Below are 7,309 nucleotides of genomic sequence, written 5' to 3'. Positions count from 1 at the left end.
GTAAAAACGATCATATAAGCGATACCTCTGTTATATAAATGTAGTAAGAAAATGGATCAATATAGAAAATGATGGAGGCGCGGAATTATAATGAAGAAAGAATTTTTCGGTAGAATTGACAAGGAAGTTTTTACATAATTTAGCAGATTTTTTTGCAAGTAATTGCTTGCAAATTTTGAGAGCCCTAGATTAGGGCTCTTAAGGTCTATAGGCTGATACCGATATTACTAATGCCTTCATCTTGAGCAAGCTCTCGAATGGCAAGAATCAGTTCTTCTCCAGGGTGGCTTGCAGATCTTAGTAGCTCGCTCAGTTCGGCTTGAAATGAAAACTCGCGTTCAATGAGCGGATGTGAATCGAATAACTTTATTAGCTGGTTTTCGCTCAGTGAGTCGCCTTCGGAAAACTCTATAAACTGAGTGATGGTTTCCAAGGACAGTTGGCTAACGCTCAATGCACGTGGTTTTTCATCGTTGATCCCAGCCAATAGAGCCTGTTCTAGAATGCTTAGGCAATCGTGAGTTGGCAGGGCACCATAATGTTCGCTCTGTTCGGTATCAGGCATGTTCGCCTGGGTCAGATCGAGGAGCTCTACAATACCTTCTTCGTCTTGCTCAATTATGAGCATGTTCCAGGCGCTGTCGATGTCTGCAAGCTTGAGTGGAGAGTCTGAAGGGCTGTCAGACTCGATACTGTCAAGATATAGGAGGGCGTTGGGAAGGGCGCGTTCCGCTATTGCAAGCATAAATGCCCGTTCACGCCAGCCTCTAAGAGAGTTGAGAGATTTTTGAAACTTCAATCGGTTCATTGTGCCTAGCCTGCAGGTAGTTGGTATAAGCTTACGAGTATGTCGCTGCTCTATGTAAAGTGTTTATTAGCGTTTGGGTGCACTGAGAAAGAGACTCACCAGCCACAACAACGCCGTCTTCATGGCCGTCCATGCAAAAGAGAATAGACTTCTCAGATAGTAATAATTGAGCGGATAGTTGGCGCACTGATTCTGCCATCTCTGGCGTGCCATAAGGTATTTCTTTGGGGGTGGAAGCTAGCTTGAGCGCTGAACGTTGCTTCCATATTTCTGTGGAGTGAACGTGCACCACAGCTTTTATTCGGGCACTAAGCTTATAGATGACGCCATGCGTCATACTTTCCGATGAGGGCTTTGTTTCACCTTCTGCATGTATTGTATTTGTCTCAGGGTGGCTTTGGTTTACGAGGCATATATCCCGAGGGAATAGCGTTGGAAGGTGGCCTGTTTGAGTGCCGCTGATCCAGAAAGAAGGAGGCGCTTCAATGCTAGAGTCTGACTGGCAACGCAGTGATAGGTTGCCAAAGCCATAGCCTTCATAGCGATTATCATCCTGGCCGATTAACCCGTGAGCCATCATTTGTTGGCGGCATTGGTTCAGTTCAGCCAAACTGGTATCGTCAATCGAGATGCTTCGATGCTCGAATACCAGCTGATATTTGATAACGCCTTCTTGCTCCACTTGTGTTCTCTCAGACTTGAAGAGGCAGTTAAACTAAGTTTTCGGCAGCGTTACGCCAGTCTGGCCCTGGTATTTTCCACCACGATCTTTATAACTTGTTTCACATACTTCGTCAGATTCGAAGAACAGCATCTGTGCAACACCTTCGTTAGCATAAATTTTTGCTGGCAAATTGGTGGTGTTAGAGAACTCAAGTGTGACGTGACCTTCCCATTCGGGTTCTAATGGGGTGACGTTAACGATAATGCCGCAGCGTGCATAAGTAGATTTGCCCAAACAAACAGTGAGGACGCTACGAGGAATTCTGAAGTACTCAACAGTTCGAGCCAAAGCAAAGGAGTTTGGTGGGATGATACAAACATCGCTATCAATATCGACGAAGCTGTTTTCATCAAACTGTTTAGGGTCTACGGTTGCTGAGTGGACGTTTGTGAAGATCTTGAATTCACTGCTGCAGCGAACATCGTAGCCATAACTGGATGTTCCATAAGAGATAATTCGGCCATTTTCACCGGTTCGAACCTGCCCTGGTTCGAATGGCTCAATCATGCCTTGCTCTTGTGCCATTCTACGTATCCACTTGTCAGACTTTATTGCCATGTTTCGCTGTTCCAAATAAAAAGTTTAGAAGCTGTCAAAGTAATGCTTCCGTAAAGCTGGCTATAATACCTTTGCTTAAGATATAAGCAAAGTATCTACTTACAACGATGGCTTAACTTTTCGAGCAGACTTACTAGGTTTGTTGAAAATATGGTCTAAGCTTGTATCACGCTGTATGTAAAGTGTAGATAGATTGATTCTTCGAATTCACCTAGAGGTAGGACACGGTTTTGGGCCTTTCCGCACTAGAAAAGTTGAAGCATGGTTTAAGGTTTAAGAAACTGGGCCACCGCTTGACCTTTTATTTTGTATCACTCGGTATCTTTTTTACCGTGGTGACGGTATCGGTATTGCTGGTAAAACAATATCAAGATGGAAGGCTTTCTGTTTACGAAGAAGCGAATGATACCATCAAAGCCGTTAATCAGCAGTTAGCTAGAAGCTTATGGAACGTCGATCAGGATAGCACTCATATCTTGCTGGAAGGCGTCTATCGTATGCCTTCAATTCAGGGTGTTAGAATTGTAGAAGCCTTGGGCAATGAATATCAGTACGGGGATATTGAATTGCCAGTAAGTTTGTCGAGCCCTTTGGTCTTTAACGGCCAGAATATGGGTAAGATTGAAGTTGATGTGAAAGATGAGTTGATTACCGAGTCTGTATTAGACCAGATGATCGTGATCCTTATTAGTTCCACTTTGATGATCGGTTTGATTAGTTTTGTTTTCAGTACGATTGTTAAAAATGCAGTGACGCGCCACCTTTCCAAAATTAGCCGTGAAACCGTTCAGCCGGCTCAGCTAACAAGTAAAACCTATAAGCCCATTGTGCTGAATCGCCCCGAATACAGTGATGAAATTGCTGACTTGGTTGAAGCTTTGAACCGGGGACGAAAGCAGGTTGCCGAGTTTGCTTTGGCAAAAGAGTCCTATGAAGACCAGTTAGAGCATCAGGCAAATTTCGACATGCTGACAAATTTGCCTAACCGTCGCCATATTGAATATCACCTGAAAAATGAAATGCTTAACCAGCAGGAAAACGCCGAATACTCGAAGCTGGCAATCTTTTTTATTGACCTGGATGGTTTTAAAGAGGTGAATGACAGCCTGGGGCATAGTACAGGCGATAAGATTCTGCTGGATAGTGCTTCCCGCTTGAAGAAGTTGATCACTCGCTACGGAGGTTATGTGGCCCGTTTTGGTGGCGATGAGTTCATCGCTTGCTTTCAGTGCAACACTCGCGCAGATGCTGAGGATGTTGCTGATAAAACGATATTGGCCTTTAAAGAAAACTTTGTCTTAAGTGACTCGCAGCTTCAATTAGGTTGTAGTATCGGGGTCGTGCTTTACCCTGAAGATGGCGAGAATACTGAAGATTTGATTCGTCGTGCAGATACCGCGATGTATAAAGCCAAAGAAGCAGGCCGTAATACCTTTGCATTCTTTGACCAGTCAATGATGTATAACATCGTGTTGCACAATACGATTAAGAGTAAATTGAAAGATGCGATCGTTAATAATCAACTAGAGCTCTATTTTCAGCCTTTGATTGATTTGCGCGATATGAGTATTACCGGTTTCGAAGCCTTATTACGCTGGGAAGATGAAGACCTGGGTAAGGTTAGGCCGGACTTGTTTATTCCGGTTGCCGAAAAAACCGGTCAGATATTTGATATCGACATCTGGGTATTTGAACATGCCATTGCGCAGGTTAAAGAGTGGCGCAGTGATTTCAATGAAGAATTTATCGTTGCTATCAACTTTAGCCCAACTAACTTTCACCATCGCGAGTTATCTGACTGGACGCATAATCACCAGGTATTTTTGCAAACCTTGGATTGGGTGGAGCTGGAAGTAACAGAACGTTTGATGTTGGACGACGACCCTGTTGTGATGAAGGGTATTAAGCAGCTACTTAAGTCAGGGCTTAAATTCAGTATTGATGACTTTGGTACAGGTTATTCGTCTCTTGGTTATATCAAAAAATTCAGCCATATCCTGTCAAAGATTAAAATTGACCGTATGTTTGTCAATGAGTTAATTAACAACAGCTCTGATCAAGCACTGGTCAAGAGTATCATTACCTTAGCTGATAGCTTATCTATCGAGGTCTTGGCTGAAGGTATCGAGTCTAAGAAGCAGGAAGAGTCATTAATCGGGCTTGGTTGTGATTATGCTCAAGGCTTTTTCTATTCTAAGCCAATCCCAGCACCCGAAATCCCGGCCTTCATTCGAAAGTGGCAACAGACACCGCATATTGTCAGCTCAAGCTCTTAGAAAGAAAAAAGCTTCGGGTACCTAAACAGGTTTTTGTCATCAATTAGCTTGATATGACATACTCTCGTTTTTCTTGGCGAAGCAAAATTGATCTTAAGGCAGGTGGCGCGATGAAAGGGGTTTTCCTTGATGTAGCAAGTATGGGAGATGGTCTGGACCTGAGTGATATCGAGTCTTCATTTAGCCAATATCAATCTTATGATACGACGGAATCAGCGAATGTCTGTGAACGAATAAAAGGCTTTGAGGTGGTCGTTGTCAATAAAGTGCTATTGGGGAAGAAAGAAATAACAAGTAACCCCAGCCTAAAGCTGATAGCCGTTACGGCGACAGGGACGAACAATATTGACTTGCAAGCGGCTAAAGAGGCCGGTGTTAGGGTCTGTAATGTCACACAGTATGGGCGCCCGGCTATTGTTCAGCATACCTTTTCTTTGTTGCTGGCACTAACAAACCGTTTATTGGATTACGCTAAAGATGTTCAAGATGGACGCTGGTGTACAAGTCCGATTTTTTGTTTGATGGACTACCCTATTGTTGAACTGGAAGGCAAGACGCTTGGCCTGCTCGGTTATGGTGACCTTGGACAGGGTGTTGCAAAAATGGCCGAAGGCTTTGGCATGAAGGTTATACTGGCAGCTCGTTCCGGTCAAAGCTTGGAAAGTGTTGATGGCTATCCTCGCTTGGCTTTGGAAGAGCTATTGCCGCAAGTTGATGTCTTATCTATTCATTGCCTGCTGAGTGATGAAACTACAAATCTAATCGATGCCAATGCCCTGTCTAAAATGAAGCCTTCGGCCTATTTATTAAATCTTGCTCGAGGTGGCATTGTGGATGAAAACGCTTTGGCCGAGGCATTGAAAGAACGCCGCTTGGCCGGCGCAGCAACAGATGTCTTATCCGTTGAACCGCCTAAGGGTGGAAATGTACTACTGGATAGAGAAATTCCAAACTTAATTGTTACCCCTCATTGTGCTTGGGCGAGTAAAGAGGCGCGTCAGCGCTTGTTGGACAAAGCTGCCGCAAATATTAGAAGATTTGCCGAGGGAGAACCCCAGGCTTACATTGTTTAGTTAATTTGAATCAAGAGGGCGCGACTTTAACGATGAGCACAGTATGGCTACAAAAAGAACTTGAGCTTCAAGCCCGCTCCCGCGGTTTTCATCTGATCACTCGGGAAATTGAGCAAGCCTTACCTGAGCTCAATACGATTTCAATAGGTCTAGCGAACCTGTTTATTCAACATACCTCAGCATCACTCACATTAAATGAAAATGCAGACCCGGATGTCCGCAGTGATATGGAAAAGCACTTTAATAAGTTTGTGCCGGAAAATGCACCCTATTATGATCATATACTCGAGGGTTCTGACGATATGCCCGCTCATATCAAAGCCTCGCTGCTAGGCTGCTCTTTAACTATTCCGATTAACTCGGGAAGGTTCTCGATGGGTGCGTGGCAAGGGATTTATCTTGGGGAGCATAGAAATCAAGCTGGTTCACGTAAGTTAGTAGTCACTATGCAGGGTCAGACTTAACTATGGTTAAAAAATAGACTACTTATTCTGTCCAACTTCAGCTAACATGTGTACACTTAAATTTGAGGCGCAAGTTGTGATTATGAGCAAAGTGGTGGACAAAACGGGCGATCAGCCAGTTGATAATAAGCGGGTGGAAACCCTGGAACATAGTTTAGACGAGTTGCTAAATACCTTAACTCACGGGCTAGGTGTGCTATTAAGCATTGCGGGTTTATTTGTCTTGTTAATCGCTGCAATTCCAATGGATGATGTATGGAGAGTCGCCAGTTTTAGTATATTTGGCTTGAGTCTAACGGCTTTATACTTAGCTTCGACGCTTTATCATGCCGAGCGATGCCCGGTTAAAAAAGATAAGCTGAAGATGTTCGATCACTGTGCTATTTACCTCCTGATTGCAGGTTCTTATACACCCTACCTCATGGTGAGTATGAGAGAAGTCGGTGGTTGGGGCTTATTAGCCCTTGTTTGGGGCATTGCATTTTTCGGTATCTTCTTGAAAATACGTTTCAAGCATCGGTTTTCACTTTTGCGCGTCGCGAGCTATCTGCTTATGGGTTGGTTGGTGATTCTAAGTGCTGAGGATTTGCTCGCATCAGTACCGGAAGGAGGAGTGTTTTTACTCGCTTTGGGCGGAATAATCTATACTCTTGGTGTTGTCTTCTATTTGGTCGAACGAATTCCCTATAACCATGCAATCTGGCATCTGTTTGTACTGGGGGGCAGTATTTGTCATTTCTTCAGTGTTTATTACTACGTTTTGCCACCTCAGGTCGCTGTATAATTAAACTTCGGGCTGGTCAGAGATAACTTTTATTAGACTGTCGTCACGGTTTTGTTGCTGCCATTGATCAAAGTAGATTAAGTCCTCCAATGGCAGACGTTCTCGCCACCCCTTGCTTTCGAGTTCGGGCTTCACTTTAAATTCAGAGACATAGCCCATACATAGGTAGGCGACAGGTACGACATGTTCGGGAATGCCTAAAATTGCTTTTACTCTGTCCTGATCAAAGATACTAACCCAGCCAATACCTACATTCTCAGCGCGTGCTGCCAGCCATAAGTTCTGAACGGCACAGACGGTGCTGTTTAAGTCCATGCTTTTTATATGTGTGCGGCCTAGCACAACAGGGCCGCCGCGTTGACGGTCACAGGTGACGACAAGGTTAAGCGGTGAGTCTAAAATTCCTTCGAGCTTCAGAGACTGATACAGGGGCTTCTTGTTGTCCGGAAACATTTCCATTGCTTCGTTATTGGCATCAGTAAAAGCCTCTTGTACTTGTTGTCGAACTGTTTTTGAGCGAACTAACATAAAGTTCCAGGGCTGCATAAAGCCAACCGAGGGCGCATGATGTGCGGCTTTCAATATGCGGGCCAAGACCTCATCCGGAATCGGGTCGGGCTTG

General features: G+C 44.3%; 8 protein-coding genes. 4 read left to right on the top strand and 4 right to left on the bottom strand.

Features of this window, described 5'->3' with window-relative positions:
- Nucleotides 1–205 precede the first annotated feature (205 nt).
- From A3757_RS09895 to dcd, 3 genes are read right to left on the bottom strand one after another with little or no spacing between them, the layout of a single operon-like run.
- Nucleotides 206–808, bottom strand: a complete 603-nt coding sequence (locus A3757_RS09895) for a DUF416 family protein (protein WP_068508616.1) — start codon at nucleotides 806–808, stop codon at nucleotides 206–208.
- A 31-nt stretch (nucleotides 809–839) separates the two neighbouring features.
- Nucleotides 840–1,490, bottom strand: a complete 651-nt coding sequence (locus A3757_RS09890; RefSeq protein ID WP_068508619.1) for a class II aldolase/adducin family protein — start codon at nucleotides 1,488–1,490, stop codon at nucleotides 840–842.
- A gap of 33 nt (nucleotides 1,491–1,523) precedes the next feature.
- Nucleotides 1,524–2,090, bottom strand: coding sequence for a dCTP deaminase (gene dcd, locus A3757_RS09885; RefSeq protein WP_068508620.1), 567 nt, complete (start codon nucleotides 2,088–2,090; stop codon nucleotides 1,524–1,526).
- 230 nt (nucleotides 2,091–2,320) lie between these two features.
- On the opposite strand from dcd, the gene A3757_RS09880 reads away from it, so the two are divergent.
- The 4 genes from A3757_RS09880 (at nucleotide 2,321) to A3757_RS09865 (ending at nucleotide 6,687) form a co-directional block, all read left to right on the top strand.
- A complete protein-coding gene (locus A3757_RS09880; protein WP_068552813.1) occupies nucleotides 2,321–4,366 on the top strand; it encodes an EAL domain-containing protein in 2,046 nt (681 codons plus the stop codon).
- Between the two features lie 110 nt (nucleotides 4,367–4,476).
- On the top strand, nucleotides 4,477–5,439 hold the full coding sequence (locus tag A3757_RS09875) for an NAD(P)-dependent oxidoreductase (RefSeq protein WP_068508633.1): 963 nt from the start codon (nucleotides 4,477–4,479) through the stop codon (nucleotides 5,437–5,439).
- Between the two features lie 32 nt (nucleotides 5,440–5,471).
- A complete protein-coding gene (locus A3757_RS09870; RefSeq protein WP_068552815.1) occupies nucleotides 5,472–5,903 on the top strand; it encodes a secondary thiamine-phosphate synthase enzyme YjbQ in 432 nt (143 codons plus the stop codon).
- Nucleotides 5,904–5,985: 82 nt separating this feature from the next.
- Nucleotides 5,986–6,687, top strand: a complete 702-nt coding sequence (locus A3757_RS09865; RefSeq protein ID WP_082865041.1) for a hemolysin III family protein — start codon at nucleotides 5,986–5,988, stop codon at nucleotides 6,685–6,687.
- Here the strand turns inward: A3757_RS09865 and bluB are convergent.
- Nucleotides 6,688–7,309 (bottom strand): 5,6-dimethylbenzimidazole synthase (gene bluB, locus A3757_RS09860; protein ID WP_068739505.1); only part of this gene is annotated, 622 nt, incomplete at its 5' end.

It is taken from the genome of Oleiphilus sp. HI0117 (assembly GCF_001635235.1).
The sequence above is the reverse complement of the archived record's forward strand: the minus strand, read 5'-3'. Positions and strand labels throughout refer to the sequence as shown.

Excerpts from the sequence above, each read along its gene's own strand:
- A3757_RS09895 (WP_068508616.1), bottom strand. The coding sequence starts at position 808 with ATGAACCGATTGAAGTTTCAAAAATCTCTCAACTCTCTTAGAGGCTGG.
- dcd (WP_068508620.1), bottom strand. The coding sequence starts at position 2,090 with ATGGCAATAAAGTCTGACAAGTGGATACGTAGAATGGCACAAGAGCAA.
- A3757_RS09875 (WP_068508633.1), top strand. The coding sequence starts at position 4,477 with ATGAAAGGGGTTTTCCTTGATGTAGCAAGTATGGGAGATGGTCTGGAC.
- A3757_RS09870 (WP_068552815.1), top strand. The coding sequence starts at position 5,472 with ATGAGCACAGTATGGCTACAAAAAGAACTTGAGCTTCAAGCCCGCTCC.
- A3757_RS09865 (WP_082865041.1), top strand. The coding sequence starts at position 5,986 with ATGAGCAAAGTGGTGGACAAAACGGGCGATCAGCCAGTTGATAATAAG.